This is a genomic window from Mesonia hippocampi (assembly GCF_014197445.1).
Taxonomy (GTDB): Bacteria; Bacteroidota; Bacteroidia; order Flavobacteriales; family Flavobacteriaceae; genus Mesonia; species Mesonia hippocampi.
Genome location: NZ_JACIFO010000001.1, coordinates 268,917 through 291,936, shown reverse-complemented (window position 1 = coordinate 291,936; position 23,020 = coordinate 268,917). Strand labels below are relative to the sequence as shown.

Here is a 23,020-nt window from a genome sequence, read left to right as displayed (position 1 = left end):
TTTTTTGTTAAATTTATAAGTAATAATTAATCCTTATTTTTACAGAAATTTTATTCATGATAAATTTAAGCATCTTAGGTACAGGAAACGTAGCCAGCCACTTAATAAAAGTATTTCGAAATGCTGAGAATATAAAGATAAATCAGATTTACACCCGTAGAGAAGCAAACTTGCTTCCTTATAAAAAAGAGTACAATACCACTACAAACATAGATGCGCTTACTCCTGCTGATGTTTTTATCATTGCGGTAAAAGATGATGCGATAACCAATTTGATAGAAAAAATTAACATCCCAAACCAGTTTATTGTACACACTTCAGGAAGCTTACCTTTACAGACTATAGCTAACAGAAATGGTGTTTTTTATCCGCTTCAAACATTTTCTAAACATACCGAAGTAGATTTTACATCGATTCCTATGTGCCTTGAAGCCGATACGCAAGCGGATTATAAAATTCTTGAAGAATTGGCTCATGCCATTAGCGATAAAGTATTTCCGATATCTAGTTCACAACGAAAATCGTTACACCTCTCGGCTGTTTTTGTATGTAATTTTGTTAACCATTTATATGCCATAGGCAACGAACTATGCGCAGAAAACAACGTCCCTTTCGAGGTATTATACGCCTTAATGGAAGAGACCACAAAGAAAGCAAGCCTTAACGCGCCTAAAAAAGTACAAACAGGCCCTGCAATACGCCATGATGAAGAAACAATTCGGCAGCATTTATCACAATTAAATAAGCCTATCTATAAAGAAATTTATACCTTGCTCACCCAATCAATACAAGCAACAAATGAGTAGAAATTATAAAGAAATATTAAACGACATTAACACCTTTATTTTTGATGTGGACGGTGTTTTTACAAACGGAAACATCTTGATAACCTCAGAAGGAGAATTATTAAGAAGCATGAATATTAAAGATGGTTATGCACTAAAAAAAGCCCTTAACGAAGGCTATACGGTTTGTATTATTTCTGGCGGAAAAAATGAAGGCGTTAGGGTAAGACTTCGCAATTTAGGCGTTACCGATATTTATCTAGGAATAAGCGACAAGGTAGCTTGTTTAGATGAATTTTTAGACGTTTATAATATCGATAAAGCACATACAGCTTATATGGGCGACGATATGCCAGATATTCACCCTATGAAAATGGTAGCCTTGCCAACATGCCCACAAGATGCAGCCCCAGAGGTAAAAGCCATATCGGCTTATATTTCTCATAAAAATGGCGGAGAAGGCTGCGTAAGAGACCTTATCGAGCAAGTACTTAAAGTGCAAGGAAAATGGTAATCCCTAAGTGTTTATGTTAACAGAAATTTCTAAAAAATACGAGTTTATTTTAGGTTCTACTTCCCCTAGAAGAAAACAGATACTTACCGATTTAGGTTTAACTTTTAAAGTAAAACAACAAGAGGTAGAAGAAGTTTTCCCTAATGATTTATCGGGGAAAGCTATTGCCGAATACTTAGCAAAACTTAAGGCAGATGCATATACGCTCAACAACAATCAAATAGTAATTACGGGCGACACCATTGTTGTTCAGCAAGGAAATGTTTTAGGTAAACCCAAGTCTGATAATGAAGCTAAACAGATGTTAGCCGCTTTATCTGGCAATAAACATGAGGTTATTTCGGCTATTTGCTTAAAATCTAATCAGAAAACCATCGTATTAAGCGATTGTACTCAAGTATATTTCAACCCTTTAACAGCAACCGAAATAGCATATTACATTTCTAACTATCAACCTTTTGATAAAGCAGGTGCTTACGGGATTCAAGAATGGATTGGGCAAATAGGAATCCATAAAATAGAAGGTTCTTTTTATACCGTGATGGGCATGCCAATACACCTATTATATCAAGCACTTAAAACATTTTAACAACATGCTTAATTTTTTAAAAACATACCAACAAGAGTTACTAATTACATTTATAGCTTTAGTACTCTTGTTTATCTTCCAAAGCCTTTTAAAAAGTTTTACTACAAAAGCAGGAAATAAAGCCTCGATAAACATAGCTAGAATACATTTAGTTATGCGTTATATTAATGCTTTATTTATTATGGTGGCTGTTTTTATTATTGCTATGGTTTGGGGAGCCAATGTAAATCAAATTGTTTTAATTTTCTCTTCGGTTTTTACTGTTATAGGAATAGGCTTATTTGCAATTTGGTCTATTCTTAGCAATGTAACTTCTGGAGTAATTATGTTTTTTTCTTTTCCTTATAAAATAGGCGATAAAATAAAAATTCATGATAAAGATTTCCCCATAGAAGCTATTATAGAAGATATAAAAGCTTTTCAATTACACCTAAGAACCACAGAAGGTGAACTAATTACCTACCCTAATAACTTAATACTACAAAAACCCGTTTCGCTTGTAGAAAAAGATGCCGTTATGGATGATGGAGTCAGCAATTTATAACAAAACTAATGCTAAACTGTTAAAAAAATTAGACTCTACATTATTTTAGTATATTTGAGCAAACCACAACTGCTTAAATTATATTGATATATGAAGAAAAATAGTATTCTTCTCCTATTTTCCTTATGTTTTTGTTTCATTCTACAAGCACAAAACACCACAAGCTTAACAAGTGCCGAAATCTATCAGAAGTTAAAAAAATTAAACTTTTTAGGCTCTGTATTATACATCGCTGCGCACCCAGATGACGAAAACACAAAACTCATCTCCTATTATGCTAATTATAAACATGCGCAAACAGCATACCTTTCGCTTACCCGAGGTGACGGTGGGCAAAATTTAATTGGCCCAGAGCTCAGAGAGCTTCTAGGGGTAATTAGAACCGAAGAGCTAATGGCAGCAAGAACCATTGATGGCGGCCAGCAATACTTTAGCAGAGCTAATGATTTTGGTTACTCAAAACACCCAAAGGAAACTTTTAATATCTGGGAGGAAAATAAAGTTTTTGAAGATGTTGTAAAAACAATCAGACAGTTTAAACCCGACGTGATTATTAATCGGTTTGACCATCGCAAAGAAGGCATTACTCATGGGCATCATACTGCTTCTGCCCAATTAAGTGTAAAAGGATTCTCGGCAGCGGCTGATAAAAACATATTTCCTGAACAAGTTGAAGAATATGATACATGGCAATCCCAACGTTTGTTTTTTAATACCTCATGGTGGTTTTACGGGAGTCAAGAAAAATTTGACGCCGCAAATAAATCGGATATGCTTGCGGTAGATGCTGGTATTTATTCTGCTATTTTAGGAAAATCAAACACAGAAATAGCTTCGTTAAGCAGAAGTCAACACAAATCGCAAGGCTTCGGAAATAGTCCAAATCGAGGAGAAAGTTTAGAATATTTAGAAATTATAAAAGGAGAAAAACCTAAGAATAACGATATTTTTGAAGGAATTAACACCAGTTGGACACGAGTAAAAGGAGGTAAAAAAATAGGTGAGCTTATCACCCAAGTCATCGAAAAGTTCAACTTCACCCAACCCGAAAAAAGTATTCCCGAGCTCATTAAAATCCGAAAGCTTATTGCTAAGGTAGAAAACGCCCATTGGAGAACTATAAAACAAAAAGAAATCGATGTAATAATATTGGCTTGTGCTGGAGTATTTGCCGAAAGCACCACCACTATTCCTTACGCCAATCCAAATCAAGAAATTAGTATCCAACATAAAATTATAAGCCGAAATAACATTCCTGTAACCCTAAAAAACATTACAATAAACCAAAATAAAATTGTAAAAAACACTGCTCACCAAAAACTAGCTCACAACCAACCCAAAGTTTATACCGAGCGTTTTAAAGTACCTGCAAGCATAAATTACACCTCTCCATATTGGCTAACAGAAGAAAATACAACAGGTATGTATCGTGTAAGCAATAAAAAATTAATTGGAAAGCCACGTACCCCTACTCCATTAACAAGTACATTTAGCATTGGTATTTTAGATGAAACAATACAACTCAACAAAGCGATAGAATACAAATACACTTCTCCCGTAGAAGGAGAAATTTACCAACCGCTAGCAATTGTCCCTAAAGCTTCGGTAGAAATTTTAAGCAACTTTTTATTATTCGAGAATAAAACCCCAAAAACACTAACTGTAAAAGTAAAAACCTATACCGATAGCATTAAAGGCAAACTAAAACTTAGCCTACCTGCATCTTGGATAGTAAGTCCACCAGAACTTCCTGTAGAATTAACTAAAAATGGAGAAGAAAAAACATTTAGCTTTAGCATAAAACCAACAGATAACAGCACAGAAGCACCTCTTATAGCCGAATTTATTACCAAAGAAAGTAAGTATACTAAAAAACTCTATAAACTTCCCTACAAACACATTCCTAACCAAATTATAAGCATTCCAAACCAAGCTAAAGTAATTAACCTGCCTTTAGAAAAAAAAGGCACAGACATAGGCTATATTATGGGAGCAGGAGATCTTATTCCTGAAAGCTTAACACAGATAGGTTATCATGTTGATATCTTATCGTCAGAAAATCTAAGCTCCAAAAAACTAAAACAATACCAAGCCATTATACTTGGTATTAGGGCTTACAATACGCGAAAAGCTTTAAAATACACACAAGAAACACTATTTGACTACGTGAAAAACGGTGGAAATCTTATTGTACAATACAACACTAATAAAGATTTAATAACCGAGCAACTCGCTCCTTTTCGTTTAGAATTATCTAGAGATAGGGTTACCGATGAAAATGCAAAAGTAAAGTTTCTAGCTCCCAAACATCCTGTACTTAATTCCCCTAACAAAATAACACCGCAAGATTTTTCGGGTTGGGTACAAGAACGCGGATTGTATTTTCCTAAACACTGGGATAAAAAAGCTTTTACACCTATTTTATCCATGAGTGATGCTGGAGAATCTGCAAAAAAAGGAAGCTTACTTATTGCTCCTTACGGAAAAGGAAACTACATCTACACCGGGCTTAGTTTTTTTAGAGAGCTTCCCGCAGGAGTTTCTGGGGCTTATCGTTTGTTTGTTAACCTTATATCATTACCAAAACATGAGTAAACCTACTAAATATAAGTGGAAAAAAATATACAGCCTAGTACTTCTAGCAAATGCTTTTTATTTTTTGGCATTCTACCTTATTACTAACTATTATCAATAAAATAATATGCATACGTTAGATTTTATTATCCTTATTGCTACGCTTAGTTTTATTGTTATTTACGGATATTTAAAAACCCGAAACCAACAAAATGTAAACGATTACCTTAAAGGAGGAAGCTCTGCAAAATGGTGGACAATTGGGTTGTCTGTTATGGCTACACAAGCCAGCGCCATTACCTTTTTATCTACACCTGGGCAAGCTTTTCATAGCGGAATGGGGTTTGTGCAGTTTTACTTAGGGCTCCCTATTGCCATGGTAATAATTTGCTTAGTTTTTTTGCCTATTTACCATAAACTCAATGTATATACCGCTTACGAGTATTTAGAAACTCGTTTCGATTTAAAAACACGTACACTTACCGCTATTCTCTTTTTAATTCAACGAGGACTAGCGGCGGGTATTACCATTTTTGCTCCCGCTATTGTTCTTTCGGCAGTCTTAGGTTGGGATTTGGTAACCTTAAATTTAATTATTGGCGTTTTGGTAATTATTTATACTGTTTCTGGCGGAACAAAAGCGGTAAGCATTACCCAGAAACAACAAATGGCAATAATTTTTATAGGAATGTTTACAGCATTTTTTATCATTCTTAGCTATTTGCCAGAAGAAATTAATTTCAGCAACGCACTTAGCATAGCTGGAGCTAACGATAAAATGCAAATACTTGATTTTTCTTTTGATTTTGAAAACCGTTATACGGTTTGGAGCGGTCTTATTGGCGGTACTTTTTTGGCCCTCTCTTATTTTGGCACCGACCAAAGTCAGGTACAACGGTATTTGTCTGGAAAATCCCTTAAAGAGAGTCAGTTGGGCTTGCTTTTTAACGGACTCTTAAAGGTGCCAATGCAATTTTTTATTCTCCTGGTTGGTGTAATGGTTTTTGTTTTTTATCAGTTCAACTCCTCTCCTATCAATTTTAACCCTGCAGCACTAAATGCGGTTGAAAATTCTGCTTACGCGGAAGAATATAAAAGCCTGCAACATTCGTTAAATCAAAACAATAAAGAAAAATCCAGCATAAACATAGCCTATACCCAAGCAAAAACAACAGCCGATAAAAAAATACTTAAAGAAAAAATTGAGCAATTAACCCATAAAGAAAATAACTTAAGAGCAGAAGCTAATCGTTTAATTACAACGGTTAACCCTGATATAGAAACCAACGATAAAGATTATGTTTTTATACATTTTATTTTAAACAACTTGCCTAAAGGCTTAATAGGATTGCTCCTTGCAGTTATTTTATCGGCAGCCATGTCCTCTACCGCTTCAGAATTAAATGCACTGGCATCAACTACGGTTATAGATTTATATAAACGTAACGCACCTAATAAATCGGAAAAGCATTATGTAAAGGCTTCTAAACTTTTTACACTTCTTTGGGGAGTTTTAGCCATTAGCATTGCATGTACAGCTAATTTATTTGATAACCTTATCCAATTAGTAAACATTATTGGATCTATTTTTTACGGAAACGTGTTGGGTATTTTCCTGCTTGCGTTTTTTATAAAATATGTAAAAAGCAAAGCCACGTTTATCGCGGCTATTATTACACAAATACTTGTTATTTTTATTTGGTGGCATGACTGGATGCCTTATTTATGGCTTAATTTGGTAGGTTGCCTACTTGTAATGGCATTAGCTGTTTTATTACAAGTTACAGAAATTGGTAAACAAAAATAATTCGATTATTATGTTTTATTTATACTTACTGAAGTATAAAAAAGGTTTTCTTAACATCTGTAAGAAAACCTTTTTTTATTTAAAGTACTTATATTACTTTATAATGCTCCCCATTCTTTTAAGGAAGCTTCATTTAAACGCACATAATCGTCGCTACCTGCTTTTTTAGCTTTCTCTAAAGATAGTTTTGCCGTTTTTATAGCTTTTTCCTTTAATCCTAGCTCTGCTTCTACAAGTGCTCTTTTTCGTAAAAAGTAAAAAGGTGTCTTTTTTTCATTTTTGGTTGCTTTAAGCAGCCAATCATAAGCCTGTTCCATATCTTTTCCTTCTTCTAAGAAATAGCTTGCTGCTTTATAATAATCTCCTGCAGTAGGATTTTTGCTCATTACCTCCTTTATGTTGTGCATTGTTTTTTCTTCGGTAGGTACTTCTATAGGTAAAACCGCCATAACATCACTCCACATAAACGCAATGTCAGCGGTATTATGTGTTAGGTTATTAATTGTAATGGTAAATGTTTCTGTAGGAAAAGGTAATTTCTCTGCACGTACTCCTGTACTTAAAGCTACCAAATTTTCATCCCAAGGCTGCGGAAGCCCCCAATTGTTTGCTTTTTTATAAAAAATAACCTCCCAATTAGCTTTGTTTGGAATTGTATAAATTGCATATTCTCCTGCGGCTAATTTTTCTCCGCCAATAAGCACATCATCTTTAAAGGTAATTACAGTATTTTCATTTGCTCCAGTACGCCAATGTTTTCCGTAGGGAACCAATCCGTCCCAAACTTCTCTTCCTTGTGTAGATGGACGAGAATACTCTATATTCACTTCCGTAAGTCCTATTATTTGTTTAATAGCACTTTTAGGGCTAGATGCTGGTGTTTCTAATTGTGCGTAAGTAACAGAGGTGGTTAAAAATAGAAATAAAAATATTTTTTTCATCAGATTTAAATTTTAGGTTTAAAAGAGCTCCTAAAATAAATTATTTTCGCAACACCTCCAAAAAAGCTTTACTTTTTTACAACAGGAAAAGCCTCTACGAAATGTAGAGGCTTTAGCTTATATAGTAAGCAACTAAATTATTTTTTAAATTTAGCGTATTTGTTTTTAAACTTGTCGATACGTCCAGCAGAATCGATAAGCTTCTTTTTCCCTGTATAAAAAGGATGCGAAGTTCTAGAAATTTCTAATTTCACCAATGGATACTCTGTCCCATCGATTTCGATAGTTTCTTTTGTATTAATTGTAGATTTTGTTAAAAAAACATCTTCGTTAGACATATCTTTAAAAGCTACAAGTCTATAGTTTTCAGGGTGAATTCCTTGTTTCATCTTCTTAAGTCTTTAATTCTGCGTTAACTTTTACAGGCTGCAAATTTACTCTTTTTTATTTAACGAGCAAACTATTATTAAATATTTTTACTTTTTATACTGCTAAAACGTATTTTTTAGCGATATTGTGTTCGTTTATAAAGATTGTTATTATGGAACCCCAAAAACCCACTCCACTAAAAAGTATTGCTTATTCTTTTGGTGGTATTTTAGCTATTTACAGTATGGCGTTGCTTGTGTTTATTTACTCTTTTGAGATAAAACAACAACATTGGTCTATTAGTTTGGTAAATATACTTAGTTATGTTTTAATTTTCGGCTATGCTATCCAGCTTTTCAAACAAAAAAACAAAGGTTATTTATCTATGCAAGAAACCTTAAAAGTAGGTCTTGCTGTAGCGGTAATAGGCGGGTTATTATCGGCTATTTATGCTTTTTTTCATTATAGTTTTGTAGATGCAGGATATCAAACCGCAATTCTTGAAGACAGTTTGGCACAAATGGAAAAGCAAAATTTATCAGAAGTAGATAAAGAAAATGCCTTAGAATTTACAAAATTACTAACTTCGCCGTTTTTTATGGGCACCATAACTTTGTTACAAAATTTATTTTTTGGATTTATAATATCGTTAGTTGTAGGATTAGCCTTAAAAAAAGAAAAGCCCAACAATTAGTTTTAAACCATTGCCAATGCAGCTTTCTGTTGTTATACCTTTATTAAACGAAGAAAAATCTATACCAGAACTTTATTCTTGGATTACCAAGGTAATGGAGGTCAATAATTTTACCTATGAAATTATTTTTATCGATGATGGCAGCACAGACGATTCTTGGGAAATTATAGAAGAGCTTTCAGAAACCGATTCCCGCATAAAAGCCATTCGTTTTATACAAAATTACGGCAAAAGCCAAGCCTTACACGCAGGTTTTAAAAAAACTAAAGGCGACGTAGTTATTACCATGGATGCCGATTTACAAGACAATCCTGAAGAAATCCCTGCCTTATATTCCTTAATTACAGCGGAAGGATACGATTTAGTTTCTGGTTGGAAGAAAAAAAGGTATGACGATGTACTTACCAAAAACATCCCCTCTAAAGTTTTTAATGCTGCTGCTAGAAAAACTTCGGGTTTGCATTTACACGATTTTAATTGCGGACTCAAAGCTTATAAAAAAGAAGTGGTAAAAAACATTGAAGTCTACGGAGAAATGCATCGTTACATTCCCGTTTTAGCAAAAAATGCAGGCTTTAGAAAAATTGGAGAAAAAGTAGTACAACATCAAGCCCGAAAATACGGTACAACAAAGTTTGGTGCAGAACGCTTTATAAATGGGTTTCTAGACTTAATTACCATTTGGTTTCTATCTCGCTTTGGGAAACGTCCAATGCACCTATTTGGCGCGTGGGGTGTACTTATGTTTGTACTCGGTTTCTTTATCGCTTTAGGAGTAGGAAGCAGTAAACTCTATAAATTATGGAAAAACATCCCTGATATTTTAGTAACGCAAAACCCTTGGTTTTACATTGCCTTAACTATTATGGTGATGGGAACCATGTTTTTTCTTACTGGTTTTCTGGGAGAGCTTATCTTACGAAACCAACAAAACGAAAAGCGATATTATATTAATAAAACGCTAAACCTTAATTAACTTATAAGCCTTTCCGCTTAAATTTGTACTATTATTTTTATCATTTAGATAACTAATATTAACATTATGACTGAAATTTTAGAAAAAGCCAAGTTATGGCTTACCGATATATTCGATACACATACGCAAGAACAAGTAAAACAATTAATTACCTCTAACCCTAAAGAACTAGAGGATAGCTTTTATAAAAATCTTGCTTTTGGTACAGGAGGTATGCGAGGAATAATGGGCGTAGGCACCAACCGAATTAACAAATATACGCTAGGAAAAAACACACAAGGAATTGCTCTTTATTTAAAAGAAAAATTTCCTGACGAAGAATTAAAAATAGCTATTGCTTACGATTGTAGAAATAATAGTAAAGAACTAGCCTATACCGTAGCCAACGTATTTTCTGCTAATAATATTAACGTCTATATTTTTGAAGACCTACGTCCTACGCCAGAACTATCCTTTGCTGTTAAAAAGTACAATTGCCAGTGCGGAATTGTATTAACCGCAAGCCATAACCCGCCAGAATATAATGGCTATAAAGTTTATTGGAAAGATGGCGGACAATTAGTCCCACCGCAAGATGGTGAAATTATAGAAAAAATAAATAGCTTAACCTATGCACAAATTAAATTTGAAGCAAAACCTAGCTACATTCAAAAAATAGGCATAGAAACAGATAGTGCCTTTGTAACCGAATCTGTAAAAAATGCCAGTTTCAATACCAACAAAGCCACAAAAGAAAACTTATCTATTGTTTTTACCGCATTACACGGAACATCGATTACTTTATTACCCAAAGTTTTAGAAAAAGCAGGTTATACTCAACTGCATATTGTTGAAGAACAAGCTACACCCAACGGAAATTTTCCTACCGTAAAATCGCCAAACCCTGAAGAACCAGCAGCATTAGAAATGGCGATTGACTTAGCAAATAAAAAAAATGCAGACATCGTAATTGGTACCGACCCCGATAGCGATCGTCTAGGAATTGCCGTAAGAAATAAAGAAGGTGAAATAGTACTGCTTAACGGAAACCAAACCATGATTCTCATGACAGATTTCCTCTTAAAAAACTACCAAGAAAAACAAGGATTTAAGGGCAATGAATTTATTGCAAGCACCATTGTATCTACACCTATGATGCCAAAACTTGCCGAATATTACGGAATAGAATGTAAATTAGGTTTAACCGGTTTTAAATGGATTGCAAAAATGATTAAAGACTTCCCTAACCAACACTTTATTGGTGGTGGCGAAGAGAGTTTCGGGTTTATGGTAGGCGATTTTGTTCGAGATAAAGATGCCATCACAGCCAGTTTACTAGCCTGCGAAATTGCCGCACAAGCTAAAGCCGAAGGAAAAACATTACTCGATAAACTAAACCAACTGTACCTAAAACATGGCTTATACCAAGAGCACTTAATATCTTTAGTAAAAAAAGGAATTTCGGGAGCTCAAGAAATTAAAAACATCATGCATAAGCTAAGAGAAAATCCTCCTTTAGATTTTAACGGAATAAAAACCACGCTAATAGAAGATTATCAAACCTCTCAACGCAAAGATCTTACTAATAACACCAACTCTGCATTAAGTATTCCTTCCTCTAATGTGTTAATATTTTATCTAGAAGACGGAACAAAAATAGCTGCTAGACCAAGTGGAACTGAACCAAAAATAAAGTTTTACATCAGTGTAAACACCACCGTAAACACTACAGAACAGCTTGCTATAAAACAAAATGAGTTAACTAAAAAAATACAAGCCATAAGTGCTTTTTTTAACGCTTACTAAATGGAATACATCAAAAAATTATGGCGATTTATTACCCCTTATAAACGCTATGGATATTTAAATATATTTTTCAACATTCTCTATGCTTTATTTGGCACCTTAGCCATGGTCTCGTTAATGCCCATGATAAATGTTTTATTTGGCAAAGCAGAGAAAGTGTACCAAAAACCAATATACGAGGGCGTTTCTGGGCTTAAAAGTTACATAGAAAATTCGCTAAACTATTTTATTACCAACACCTCCCAGCAATATGGAGAACAAACCACCCTATTATACCTTATTGGTCTAATTATAAGCATGTTCTTACTTAAAAACATATTTAACTATTTAGCACTTTACTATATTACTTTTTTACGCAACGGTGTATTACGAGATTTACGCGATGCCATTTACAATAAAGTATTAGAACTCCCTATATCCTATTATTCAGAAAAAAAGAAAGGAGACATTATTGCACGTATTTCTGGCGATGTTAACGAGGTTAAAAACTCTATGTTAGCCATTCTAGAACTTATTGTTAAAGAGCCGCTAACCATTTTGTTTGCTATTATAGTAATGTTTAGCCTATCGGTAAAACTTACCATTTTTGTATTTCTTTTTATTCCGGTATCTGGCTTAATTATTTCAATTATAGGAAAAAGTCTAAAAAAGAATTCAGCAAAAGTACAAAACGAGCAAGGCGTATTTCTTTCCACTTTAGAAGAAACACTAGGTGGTTTAAAAGTAATAAAAGGATTTAACGCCGAAAAAAGCTTTAGTGATAAATTTGAATCTTCTACCAAGCGATTTTTTAATTTTTCTAACACCTTATTAAATCGTCAAAATTTAGCCTCTCCTACAAGCGAATTTCTGGGTATTGTTACCATTGCTATTTTACTTTGGTATGGTGGTAGTATGGTACTTATCGATAAAACATTAACAGGCGGTGCTTTTATTTCTTATATGGCATTAGCCTATCAGATTTTAACCCCAGCAAAAGCCATTAGTAAAGCTAGTTACAAAGTAAAAGCAGGAAATGCAGCGGCAGATCGTGTACTAGAAATTCTACACACAGATTCTCCATTAAAAGACAAGCCCGATGCTATTGTTAAATCAAATTTCGAAAAAGAAATAAGCATTAAAAACATCTCTTTTAAATATGAGGATGAATATGTTTTAAAAAATTTCACAATAAATATTCCTAAAGGAAAAACCGTTGCATTAGTAGGACAATCTGGAAGCGGGAAAAGTACTATCGCCAACCTAGTTACCCGATTTTACGACGTAACAGAAGGCGAAATCTATATTGATGGCGAAAATATAAAAAACATTACCAAACACTCGTTACGTAACTTAATGGGATTAGTAACACAAGACTCCATTTTGTTTAACGATACCATCAAAAACAACTTGCTCCTTGGAGAACCTAATGCTAGCGATGAAGAACTTATTAACGCCCTAAAAGTGGCCAACGCTTGGGAGTTTGTAAAAGATTTACCTAAAGGCATTCACACCAATATTGGCGATGCTGGAGGCAAACTTTCTGGCGGACAAAAACAGCGGTTATCCATTGCAAGAGCGGTACTTAAAAACCCTCCTATCATGATTTTAGACGAAGCCACATCGGCCCTTGATACAGAGAGTGAAAAATATGTTCAAGATGCTTTAGAAAACATGATGAAAAATCGTACTTCTATTGTAATTGCTCACCGTTTATCTACCATACAAAATGCCGATACAATTATCGTAATGAAAAATGGTAGAATTATCGAGCAAGGAAAACACCAGGAATTAATTGCTAGAAACGGAACGTACAAAAATCTTGTAGAAATGCAAACTATCGAATAGTTCTATCAACATGACCGAAGAAGCGCTTATACAACAACTCCAAGAAGCTAAGCACAAAGAAAAAGCTTTTGCCCTTTTGGTAGATTTATATAAAGAACGCTTGTATTGGCATATTCGGCATCTTGTTAAAAACCATGAAGATGCAAACGATCTTCTTCAAAATACTTTTATAAAGGTTTATAAGAACATTTCGTCATTTAAAAAACAAAGTAAGTTATACAGTTGGATGTACCGCATTGCAACCAACGAGAGCTTGACTTTTTTAACAAAAAAAGCGAAAACTTTACACCTAAGTTATGAGCATTTACAAGTATCTTTAGTCAATAAATTGGCTACAGACCCGTATTTTGATGGCAATGAAGCCTTGCTACAATTACATAAAGCTCTGGCAAGTTTACCTGAACGCCAACAACAAGTATTCCAAATGAAATACTTTGAAAACCTTACGTATAAAAACATTGCTGAAATTCTAGAAATTAACGAAGGTACAGTAAAAGCCAATTATCACCATGCAACAAAAAAAATCGAAAAATATTTAGCCATCACCCATTAAACCTTTATAAAAAAATATAGTCTAAAGTATAAGATGCCTAAGAAACAAACAACATATTCGCCTAAGAGCTTCGGATATAAAGTTCCTGAAAATTACTTTAAAGAATTTAAGGTAGAATCTTCTAGTGTTGCTAAGCGAAACAATAAAACACAAGAAGCAGCAGGTTTTAAAACTCCCGATAATTATTTTGAAGAATTTACCATTAAAATTCCTAAACAAAAACAACCTAAGCAATACACTATTGTAAAAAACATAGCCTACCAAATGGTAGGTATTGCGGCTTTACTGGTTTTTAGTCTTTGGATTATAAAACAAACACAACAAAATTACGCTTATCAAGAGGAGTTATCGAAAACAGAAATAGACCTTTATTTTGAACAAAACGGTATTGATTTGGAATACCTACCTATAGATTATACTACCGATATTCCTGAGAGAATATCAGAAAAATTAAACCAAATAAATCCAGAAAGCATAGAGCAATACCTTTCGGAAAACACTGAAATTTCTATGCTTTTAGAGAACTAACCTTACAACGCTATGAAAACTTTATTTTTTCTCTTAATATTTTTTACTTGCATAAATACGCAAGCACAAGTAAGCGACGATCAAATTAAAAGTTTACGTACCGCTTTTTATACAGAGGCTTTATCACTTTCCCCATCAGAGGCTGAAAAATTTTGGCCCTTGCATAATAAATACGAGAAATTACATGATAGTTTGTATGAAAACCAATGGTGTTATGTAAAAAACGGGTTAGAAACCCTATCCGAGCTTAGCCCTACAGAAACCGATGAAATTTTAACTGCTTATGTAGCTTATAAAGATGAAAAAGCGCACTTAAAAAAACAATTTATAACAGAATTAAAAGATATATTGTCAGCAAAAAAAATACTGCAACTAAAAAAAGCACAAAGAGATTTTCATATCATGCTATTTGAAGAATACAAAAATAAAAAGTAAACGCTAAACCTTATCACTAGACTACTCCACTGCTTTTTCTTCTTCTAAAAAAGTAATTTTAGCTATTTTTCCATTTCCCGCGGCATATCCAGTATATTCATTTACAAATGTAAATGTATAAAAACCTTCTTCGCTTAACTTTTTCCAACTGTTCCCATAATTACTACTATAAGAAATTCCTGTTTTTCCCACAGCAACTAACTCTCTCCCTTCACTATTGGGCACATATTTTACACAACTTTTATAACCAGGGTTTGTACCACTCGCAATCAAATTCCATGTTTTACCACCATCTATTGTAATGGCTTTATTTGCTCTATTTTCTTCAGGTTTACTAAAATCGCCCCCTACAATAAAGCCACGATTTTCATCATAAAAATCTATAGAGTAAGCGCCACTAGACTCATTTCCTCTTAGAATTGGTGTGTTATAAGCTTCCCAACTATCTCCTTTATCTTCTGTATAATAAACTCTAGATTTTGTTTTTCCTCCAGAAATAAACCAAGCTTTATTTCCTTGTATTACGATATTGGTATTACTGGCTGCAAAACCTACTTCTCCTGGTAAGGCATCGGGCAATTTATGGCAAGGTACTTTTACCCAAGAGTCTCCCCCATCTTTCGTAATAATTACAGACATACAGCCATTAGTAGGGTCTCCCACAGCTATTCCTTCGTTTGTATTCCAAAAAGCCATGGCGTTATAAAATACGTTGTCTCCTGTTTCCTTGTATACCATTTTGCGTTTCCCTAAATAATTTACTTTATATAAAAAACTTGGATTTCCTGCAGATAATATAAAATCTGCCTGATTGTTTTTGGCTAAAGCTCTAAAATCTGGAAGGCTACCATCTTCAGAAACCGTTCCTATATAAGCTAAAGAATGGTCGGTGGTGTGAATATACCCAAACCTCCCTTGGCTTCCGCTAAACAACAAATAGTCTGGCGTAACATCTAGCGCTCTAATGCTTATAGGGCTTTCAAAAACAGTTTCTACCTTTACGGCCTTATAGGCTGGCGATTTAATTTCTTTAGAAGTAATATTTACACAGCCAATAATAATAACCGATAAAAAAATAACAAAAGTAATTTTTTTCATAAGCAATTTAGAATTTAGCTCAAATATAAGACCATTTCTGTAATTAAAATATGTAGCTTTGCTAGTTTAGGATTTATTTATATGATTTTACATAGAAATTTAGTTTTTGCCGTTGTAGACACCCTACATCTTATTTTTAATGAAGAGCGTTATGCCGATAAAGAAATTTCGTTAACCCTAAAACGCGATAAGCGTTGGGGCGCACGCGATCGTAATTTTATAGCCGAAACCACTTATGAAATTGTACGCTGGAAAAGACTTTACACTAGTATTGCCGAAGTTAAAGCTCCTTTTTCTAGAGAAGAGTTATTTAAAGTCTTTGCGGTTTGGGCTACATTAAAAGGTATAAAACTTCCAGAATGGCCTCAATTCGAAAATACACCTACACGACGCATTAAAGGAAAATTTGATACGTTAAGTAAAGAACGTGTTTACCGAGAATCTATCCCAAATTGGCTAGACGAGTTAGGAGTAAAAGAGTTAGGAGAGAAAAAATGGGAAAAAGAAATTGAAGCCCAAAACCAACAAGCTGACGTAATTTTAAGGGTTAATACTTTAAAAATTACTGTTCCTCAGCTTAAAAAAGCTTTAGAACAAGAAGCTATTTATACAAAAACATCAAAAAAATACCCATCTGCTTTAATCCTAGAAAAAAGAGCCAATGTATTTCAAACCCAAGCTTTTAAAAAAGGCTATTTTGAGGTACAAGATGCTTCGTCTCAATTAGTAGCTCCGTTTTTAGAAATAGAACCAGGAATGCGTATTGTAGATACTTGCGCAGGTGCAGGCGGAAAAACTTTACACCTGGCAGCTCTTTCTGAAAACAAAGGACAAATAATCGCGTTAGACATTTATGCTGGTAAATTAAGAGAACTTAAGCGTAGAGCTAAACGAGCTGGTGCCCATAATGTTGAAACCCGCCACATAGACTCTACCAAAGTTATAAAAAAACTACACAACTCGGCAGATAGAGTACTTATTGATGCCCCTTGTAGTGGTCTTGGCGTTTTAAAAAGAAACCCCGATTCTAAATGGAAACTTACCGAAGAATTTGTTGAAAACATAAAAAAAACACAAGCAGAAATTTTAGAGCTATACTCTAAAATATTAAGAAAAGACGGCTTGTTAGTATATGCTACTTGTTCGGTTTTACCTTCAGAAAACTTTTTACAAATCGAAAAATTTTTAACAACAGAACAAGGAAAAAAATTTAAATTTATAAAAGATCAATCTATTCTAGCCTCAGAAACAGGTTTTGATGGCTTTTATATGGCATTATTAAAAAGGGTTGAATAAATTTATTTAAACTTAGGTTAACATTAGCCAATAATAATGTTGTAAATTTGCAGCCCTTTTTAAATTCATGAATACTATGAAAACTTTTTTATTAAATCTATTCCTATTTATAAGTCTAATAGGATTTTCTCAAGTTACACCGCCAGCAAATTTACAAAATTATTATAGCTCGGTAGATTTTACAAAAACAGGTACTGCCCTAAAAGCTGAGCTTATTTCGGTAACTCTACAGAAGCACTCCAATATTTTAAGCTATGATGAGGTTTGGGATGCTTTAAAAATCACAGATGAAGACCCTAACAACACCAACAATGTTATTTTAATTTACGGCTTTAACGATAACAGTAGCGATATTAGAGAACACCGTACCCGCTCAAAATCACGCAACGGGGGCGGCACTACAGATTGGAATCGTGAACATACATATCCAAAGTCTAAAGGAACTCCAAGCCTAGGAACTTCAGGACCTGGTGCAGATGCTCATCATTTAAGACCCGCAGATGTAAGACGTAATAGCAATCGCGGAAACTATCCTTTTGCAGATGCTAGTGGAAATTCAAGAAGAATCAATAACTCTTGGTATCCAGGAGACGAGTGGAAAGGCGATTGTGCCCGTATGATGATGTATACGTACATACGTTACGGTACGCGTTGTTTACCAAGTAATGTTGGTGTGGGCAGTAATGCCAATACACCTGATGATATGATTGATTTATTTTTAAAATGGAATGCGGAAGACCCTGTTTCTGCCATAGAAATTGCAAGAAATAACTACCACGGAAACACATCTAACACCTACGCACAAGGAAACCGTAATCCGTTTATAGATAATCCTTACCTAGCCACCATAATTTGGGGAGGAACTCCTGCTGAAAACAGATGGACTGGCGGTGGGGACCCTAACGACACCGAAGCTCCAACAACCCCTACAAACCTAGTAGCATCTGGAGAAACTTCTACAAGTATAAACCTAAACTGGACAGCGTCTACCGATAATTCTAGTGCTGTACATTATAATATACATGTAAACAATTCACTTTACACTACAAGTAGTACCAATACTGCAACCGTACAAAACTTAACCCCTAGCACCACATACCAATTTACGGTTTATGCAATAGATGCAACAGGAAACATTTCAGGTGCAAGCAATACTGTTTCGGGAACAACTCTTGCAGGAAATGCTTCAGGAAGCGAATGTGTTGCTGAAAGTTTTGAAGGGATAGATGTTAACACAAGTTCGTACACCGATATTACTTGGGTTGGCGATAATGGTTTTAGCTGGACAGCTACAGAAGCACGTTCAGACCAAGATATAAACGGTAGTAAAGCCATTACCATAAAATTTGGATCGCAAGGAAGTTTAACATCGGCATCTGTACCAGATGGTATCGGGAGCTTAACCCTTAGCACGAAAAGAATATTTTCTGGAGGTAACGGAACATTAGATGTCTATGTAAATAATCAGCTAGTAGGAAATGTACCTTACACCAATGAAGAAGAAACCACTACGCTTAACAATATCAACGTAGAAGGAAATGTAGAAATAAGTATTCGCCAAGGCAATGGTAGCGATCGTGTTGCTATTGACGATTTATCATGGACTTGCTACACGGTAATGAATACCCCAAATACAACAACAAATAGCCTTAGTATTTATCCTAATCCTGTTAAAAACGAAAATTTATACCTAGAATTAAGTCAGCCAGAAAAATTCTCTTATAAAATGTACGATATAAATGGCCGTCTTGTAAAACAGAAAAAACAAGTGTTACAAAACAGGATTAATACCGCTAACCTAACAAACGGATTATATTTCTTACACTTAGAACAAAACGGAAACACCTATATTAAAAAAGTACAAATATCTCGATAATCAAAACCGAGAATAAAAAAATAAAGCTGTCTGAAAAGGCAGCTTTATTTTTTTATACAAACTAGGAAGAACATAAAGCTTAACTTTTTGATAAAATTAAGTACAAAAAAGCTAAATTTGCAGCCAGTAGATATCAACTCAAAACACAACACCACACATGATTCTTTTTTTTGGAAATCCGCAGGAAAAAATTTACAGTGTTCAAGTAAATAAAAATCTAGAAAATAACGATTTAAAAAAACTTGAATGGCTTTTTGGGAACGCACCTCACCTACCCGAAAGCACTATAAAAGCACTTTTTATTGGTCCTCGTGCTAGTATGATAACCCCTTGGAGCACCAATGCTGTCGAAATTACTCAAAACATGGGGATAGAAGGCATTGTTAGAATAGAAGAATTTTTCAATGCCAATTCTTATACAGAAAAATTCGACCCGATGATTTCTGAAAAGTACAACGAGTTAACCCAACAAAGCTTTGATGTAAATATACAACCTAAGGCTATTGAAGAAATTAATGACATTGATGCCTATAACCAACAAGAAGGTTTAGCGCTAAATGCAGAAGAAATAAAGTATTTAGAAGATTTAGCAAAACGTTTAGGTAGAAAACTCACCGATGCAGAAGTATTTGGTTTCTCTCAAGTAAATTCAGAACATTGCCGACACAAAATTTTCAACGGCACATTTGTAATTGATGGAGACGAAATGGAGCAAACGCTTTTTCAGCTTATCAAAAAAACAGCAAAAGAAAATCCTAACGAAATTGTTTCTGCCTACAAAGACAACGTAGCTTTCTTAAAAGGTCCCGTAGTAGAACAATTTGCACCCAAACGTGCCGATGTACCTGAATACTATTATACCAAGAACTACAACTCGGTAATCACCTTAAAAGCCGAAACCCACAACTTCCCTACTACGGTAGAACCTTTTAATGGTGCTGCTACCGGAAGTGGAGGTGAAATTAGAGATCGTTTAGCAGGCGGAAAAGGCTCATTGCCATTGGCAGGAACAGCGGTTTATATGACCGCTTACAGCCGTCTAAATGAAAACAGAAACTGGGAAAATGCTATGGAAGAACGCCCGTGGCTATACCAAACTCCACTAGACATTTTAATAAAAGCCTCTAATGGAGCTTCAGATTTTGGAAACAAATTTGGTCAGCCCCTAATTACAGGATCTGTATTAACATTTGAACACAAAGAAAACAACAGAGAATTAGGTTACGACAAAGCCATTATGCTTGCTGGAGGTATTGGTTATGGTAAAGCAGAACAAGCCATTAAAGCAAAACCTAAAAAAGGAGATGATATTGTTGTTCTAGGAGGAGAAAATTACCGTATTGGGATGGGAGGCGCAGCAGTTTCATCGGCAGATACAGGTGAGTTTAGTACAGGGATAGAACTTAATGCCGTACAACGTTCTAATCCAGAAATGCAAAAACGTGCCGCTAATGCCATACGCGGTATGGTAGAAAGTGATAACAACCCAATTATCTCTATACACGATCACGGAGCTGGAGGACACCTGAATTGTTTAAGCGAACTGGTAGAAGATACCGGAGGAAATATTGCCTTAGACAAACTCCCTGTAGGCGACCCAACTCTTTCTGCAAAAGAAATTATGGGAAATGAATCTCAGGAACGTATGGGGTTACTCATCGCTAATAAAGATTATGATACGCTAAAAAAAGTAGCCGATAGAGAACGCTCTCCTATATACGCTGTTGGACACGTAACTGAAGACATGCACTTCTCGTTTACCGATAAACTTACAGGTGCAAAACCTATGGATTTAGCGCTTAAAGATATGTTTGGAAGTTCTCCTAAAACCATCATGGAAGATACTTCTATAAATGAATCTTATGAAGAGGTTACTTACACTACTTCGGCAATACCCACATACTTAAAAAACGTTTTACAACTAGAAGCCGTAGCTTGTAAAGATTGGTTAACCAACAAAGTTGACCGTTGTGTAACTGGTCGCGTAGCAAAACAACAAACTACAGGAAGCCTTCAATTGCCGCTAAATAATGTAGGGGTTATGGCTTTAGATTATAATGGTAAACACGGTGTTGCTACATCGGTAGGGCACGCTCCTATTGCTGCCTTAATAGATCCTACTGCAGGCTCTAGAAATGCCATAGCAGAATCTCTTACCAACCTTATTTGGGCTCCTTTAGATAAAGAACTTAAATCAGTATCATTATCTGCCAACTGGATGTGGCCAGCAAAAAACAAAGGCGAAGATGCCCGTTTATATCAAGCTGTAAAAGCTGTTTCTGATTTTGCTATAGAATTAGGAATCAACATTCCAACAGGAAAAGATTCACTATCTATGAAACAGAAATATAAAGATAAAGAAGTACTTTCTCCAGGTACTGTAATAATTTCTGCAGCAGGACAATGCGACAATATACAGCAAGTGGTAGAGCCTGTTTTACAAGCTAACGCAGGAAACATTTACTACATTAACCTTTCTCAAGATGCATTTAAATTAGGAGGTTCTTCTTTTGCGCAAACCCTAAATAAAATAGGAAAAGAAGCTCCAACAATTACCAATGCTGCATTCTTTAAAAAAGCATTTAACAGCATTCAGCAGCTTATAAAACAAGACCTTATTACAGCAGGACATGATGTAGCATCGGGCGGACTTATTACCACTCTTTTAGAAATGTGTTTTGCAGAAAACAATTTAGGAGCAGATTTAGACCTTAGCACTCTTAAAGAAAAAGATAGCGTTAAAGTATTTTTTAATGAAAATAACGGAATCGTTTTCCAAGCAAAAGATAACAAGGCTGTAGAAAATTTCTTAACTACAGAAAACATAGAATTTTTCACTTTAGGAAAACCTAATACTTCAGGAGAAATCTACATAAAAAACCATGCTGATTCTTTTACATTTACAGTAAATGAACTTCGCGACTTATGGTTTGAGACCTCTTATCTATTAGACAAAGAACAAAGTGGTGAAGCTAAAGCTAAAGAACGTTATGAAAATTATAAAAAACACGCGTTAGCCTACACTTTCCCTACAAGCTTTACAGGAAAACTCCCTGTACTTACAAACAAACCTAAAATTAAAGCAGCCATTATTAGAGAGAAAGGTTCTAACTCTGAAAGAGAAATGGCCCGTGCGATGTATCTGGCTGGTTTTGATGTAAAAGATGTTCACATGACCGATTTAATTTCGGGAAGAGAAACCTTAGAGGACATCCAGTTTATTGCTGCTGTTGGAGGGTTCTCTAACAGTGATGTTTTAGGAAGTGCCAAAGGTTGGGCTGGTGCCTTTTTGTATAACGAGAAAGCTAAAAAAGCCTTAGATAATTTCTTTAACAGAGAAAATACTTTATCGTTAGGAGTGTGTAATGGTTGCCAATTATTTATCGAGCTTGGTTTACTTACACCAAACGACTTAGAGAAACCTAAAATGCTGCACAACGATTCGCATAAGTTTGAATGTACTTTTACCTCGGTAGAAATACCCGAAAACAATTCGGTGATGTTACATAGCCTTGCAGGAACAAAACTAGGCATTTGGGCAGCTCATGGTGAAGGTAAATTTAGTTTCCCAAAAGCAGAGAAACATTATAACATTGTAGGTAAATACGCATATAATACTTACCCAGCAAATCCTAATGGCTCTGATTATAACACCGCAATGCTTTGCGATGATTCTGGGCGACATTTGGTAATGATGCCTCACTTGGAGCGTTCTACTTTTCCTTGGAACTGGGCTTATTACCCAAAAGATAGAAAAGATGAAGTTACGCCTTGGTTAACAGCTTTTGTTAATGCTAGAGAATGGCTAGAAAATAAATTATAACCATTA

The 23,020-nt window shown here is 34.8% G+C and carries 19 protein-coding genes; 16 read left to right on the top strand and 3 right to left on the bottom strand.

Features of this window, described 5'->3' with window-relative positions:
• The first annotated feature begins 56 nt into the window (after window positions 1-56).
• The 6 genes from GGR32_RS01410 (at window position 57) to GGR32_RS01385 (ending at window position 6,813) form a co-directional block, all read left to right on the top strand.
• Window positions 57-806, top strand: a complete 750-nt coding sequence (locus tag GGR32_RS01410; protein WP_183475656.1) for a Rossmann-like and DUF2520 domain-containing protein — start codon at window positions 57-59, stop codon at window positions 804-806.
• Window positions 799-1,299 (top strand): KdsC family phosphatase, encoded by a 501-nt coding sequence (locus GGR32_RS01405; RefSeq protein WP_183475655.1) that lies wholly within the window; start codon window positions 799-801, stop codon window positions 1,297-1,299. Before GGR32_RS01410 ends, GGR32_RS01405 begins: the two co-directional genes overlap by 8 nt.
• Before the next feature lie 13 nt (window positions 1,300-1,312).
• Complete coding sequence (locus GGR32_RS01400) at window positions 1,313-1,888, top strand: Maf family nucleotide pyrophosphatase (RefSeq protein WP_183475654.1); 576 nt, start codon at window positions 1,313-1,315, stop codon at window positions 1,886-1,888.
• A gap of 4 nt (window positions 1,889-1,892) precedes the next feature.
• Complete coding sequence (locus tag GGR32_RS01395) at window positions 1,893-2,432, top strand: mechanosensitive ion channel domain-containing protein (RefSeq protein ID WP_183475653.1); 540 nt, start codon at window positions 1,893-1,895, stop codon at window positions 2,430-2,432.
• A 90-nt stretch (window positions 2,433-2,522) separates the two neighbouring features.
• A complete protein-coding gene (locus tag GGR32_RS01390) occupies window positions 2,523-5,027 on the top strand; it encodes a PIG-L family deacetylase (protein ID WP_183475652.1) in 2,505 nt (834 codons plus the stop codon).
• A 106-nt stretch (window positions 5,028-5,133) separates the two neighbouring features.
• The gene (locus tag GGR32_RS01385) at window positions 5,134-6,813 is read left to right on the top strand and encodes a sodium:solute symporter family protein (RefSeq protein ID WP_183475651.1); all 1,680 of its coding nucleotides are present in this window, start codon (window positions 5,134-5,136) and stop codon (window positions 6,811-6,813) included.
• A 98-nt stretch (window positions 6,814-6,911) separates the two neighbouring features.
• Here GGR32_RS01385 and GGR32_RS01380 read toward each other — a convergent pair whose 3' ends face one another.
• Together GGR32_RS01380 and GGR32_RS01375 are read right to left on the bottom strand one after the other, a co-directional pair.
• Window positions 6,912-7,754, bottom strand: coding sequence for a DUF2911 domain-containing protein (locus tag GGR32_RS01380; RefSeq protein ID WP_183475650.1), 843 nt, complete (start codon window positions 7,752-7,754; stop codon window positions 6,912-6,914).
• A 137-nt stretch (window positions 7,755-7,891) separates the two neighbouring features.
• Entirely contained in the window at window positions 7,892-8,143 is a 252-nt protein-coding gene (locus tag GGR32_RS01375; protein WP_183475649.1) for a type B 50S ribosomal protein L31, read from the bottom strand.
• A gap of 152 nt (window positions 8,144-8,295) precedes the next feature.
• On the opposite strand from GGR32_RS01375, the gene GGR32_RS01370 reads away from it, so the two are divergent.
• The 7 genes from GGR32_RS01370 to GGR32_RS01340 all read left to right on the top strand — a co-directional run bounded on the left by GGR32_RS01370 (window position 8,296) and on the right by GGR32_RS01340 (window position 14,921).
• Window positions 8,296-8,817 (top strand): DUF4199 domain-containing protein, encoded by a 522-nt coding sequence (locus GGR32_RS01370; protein WP_183475648.1) that lies wholly within the window; start codon window positions 8,296-8,298, stop codon window positions 8,815-8,817.
• 16 nt (window positions 8,818-8,833) lie between these two features.
• Window positions 8,834-9,793, top strand: coding sequence for a glycosyltransferase family 2 protein (locus GGR32_RS01365; protein WP_183475647.1), 960 nt, complete (start codon window positions 8,834-8,836; stop codon window positions 9,791-9,793).
• Between the two features lie 66 nt (window positions 9,794-9,859).
• Window positions 9,860-11,578, top strand: coding sequence for a phospho-sugar mutase (locus GGR32_RS01360; protein WP_183475646.1), 1,719 nt, complete (start codon window positions 9,860-9,862; stop codon window positions 11,576-11,578).
• Entirely contained in the window at window positions 11,579-13,405 is a 1,827-nt protein-coding gene (locus tag GGR32_RS01355) for an ABC transporter ATP-binding protein (RefSeq protein ID WP_183475645.1), read from the top strand.
• A gap of 10 nt (window positions 13,406-13,415) precedes the next feature.
• On the top strand, window positions 13,416-13,958 hold the full coding sequence (locus GGR32_RS01350; RefSeq protein WP_183475644.1) for an RNA polymerase sigma factor: 543 nt from the start codon (window positions 13,416-13,418) through the stop codon (window positions 13,956-13,958).
• A 33-nt stretch (window positions 13,959-13,991) separates the two neighbouring features.
• Window positions 13,992-14,486 carry a hypothetical protein gene (locus tag GGR32_RS01345; RefSeq protein WP_183475643.1) on the top strand — a complete coding sequence of 165 codons (495 nt, stop codon included), beginning with the start codon at window positions 13,992-13,994 and terminating at the stop codon, window positions 14,484-14,486.
• 12 nt (window positions 14,487-14,498) lie between these two features.
• Entirely contained in the window at window positions 14,499-14,921 is a 423-nt protein-coding gene (locus GGR32_RS01340; RefSeq protein ID WP_183475642.1) for a hypothetical protein, read from the top strand.
• Between the two features lie 21 nt (window positions 14,922-14,942).
• Here GGR32_RS01340 and GGR32_RS01335 read toward each other — a convergent pair whose 3' ends face one another.
• Window positions 14,943-16,019, bottom strand: coding sequence for a sialidase family protein (locus GGR32_RS01335; protein WP_183475641.1), 1,077 nt, complete (start codon window positions 16,017-16,019; stop codon window positions 14,943-14,945).
• An 81-nt stretch (window positions 16,020-16,100) separates the two neighbouring features.
• Between GGR32_RS01335 and GGR32_RS01330 the strand changes: the two genes are divergently transcribed.
• The 3 genes from GGR32_RS01330 (at window position 16,101) to purL (ending at window position 23,014) form a co-directional block, all read left to right on the top strand.
• Window positions 16,101-17,315, top strand: a complete 1,215-nt coding sequence (locus GGR32_RS01330) for an RsmB/NOP family class I SAM-dependent RNA methyltransferase (RefSeq protein ID WP_183475640.1) — start codon at window positions 16,101-16,103, stop codon at window positions 17,313-17,315.
• Between the two features lie 76 nt (window positions 17,316-17,391).
• Window positions 17,392-19,191: an endonuclease gene (locus tag GGR32_RS01325; protein WP_183475639.1), complete on the top strand. Its 1,800-nt coding sequence runs from the start codon at window positions 17,392-17,394 to the stop codon at window positions 19,189-19,191.
• 157 nt (window positions 19,192-19,348) lie between these two features.
• Window positions 19,349-23,014, top strand: a complete 3,666-nt coding sequence (purL, locus tag GGR32_RS01320; RefSeq protein ID WP_183475638.1) for a phosphoribosylformylglycinamidine synthase — start codon at window positions 19,349-19,351, stop codon at window positions 23,012-23,014.
• Window positions 23,015-23,020: the final 6 nt, after the last annotated feature.